The sequence below is a fragment of the Variovorax sp. RTB1 genome, from assembly GCF_035018765.1.
Classification (GTDB): Bacteria; Pseudomonadota; Gammaproteobacteria; order Burkholderiales; family Burkholderiaceae_C; genus Variovorax.
The window spans coordinates 1-633 of the sequence record NZ_JASJXG010000119.1 but is presented as its reverse complement, the minus strand read 5'-3'; the positions used below and the strand labels follow the sequence as shown (position 1 = coordinate 633).

General features: G+C 59.1%; 1 protein-coding gene and 1 pseudogene. Both read left to right on the top strand.

The window, feature by feature from the left end:
• Nucleotides 1-77 (top strand): annotated as a pseudogene (locus tag QN397_RS26610) (elongation factor Tu); the annotation flags it as partial.
• Between the two features lie 24 nt (nt 78-101).
• Complete coding sequence (gene rpsJ / locus QN397_RS26605) at nt 102-416, top strand: 30S ribosomal protein S10 (RefSeq protein WP_028250951.1); 315 nt, start codon at nt 102-104, stop codon at nt 414-416.
• The last annotated feature ends 217 nt before the right edge of the window (nt 417-633 follow it).

Here is a 633-nt window from a genome sequence, read left to right as displayed (position 1 = left end):
AAGAAGGCCTGCGCTTCGCCATCCGCGAAGGTGGCAAGACCGTCGGCTCTGGCGTCGTGGCCAAGGTCCTCGCTTAATTCATACGGCTAAGGACACACATCATGGCAACCAAGCAAAAGATCCGCATTCGCCTGAAGGCGTTCGATTACAAACTCATCGACCAGTCGGCCGCTGAGATTGTCGATACCGCGAAGCGTACAGGCGCCATCGTCAAGGGCCCTGTGCCTTTGCCGACGCGCATGAAGCGTTTCGACATCCTGCGCTCGCCGCACGTCAACAAGACGTCGCGCGACCAGTTCGAGATTCGCACGCATCAGCGTCTGATGGACATCGTCGACCCGACCGACAAGACGGTTGACGCGCTCATGAAGCTCGACCTGCCGGCTGGCGTCGACGTCGAAATCAAGTTGCAATAAAATCACGGCAACGCTGAAATAAAAACCCGCCGGCAGCGATATCGGCGGGTTTTTTGCATTCTCGATATCCGCCGTGGCATGCTTCGCACGGCGCCGATCCGGCGTGCGATGCCGTTCTCGTTAAGGCCATGAACAACGTCAAACGTCTATTGCTCTCGGGGTGGTTTGCCGCTGCGCTATTGGTTGCCGCGTGCGGTGGAGGAGGCGGGGGCGGAGG

Excerpts from the sequence above, each read along its gene's own strand:
- rpsJ (WP_028250951.1), top strand. The coding sequence starts at position 102 with ATGGCAACCAAGCAAAAGATCCGCATTCGCCTGAAGGCGTTCGATTAC.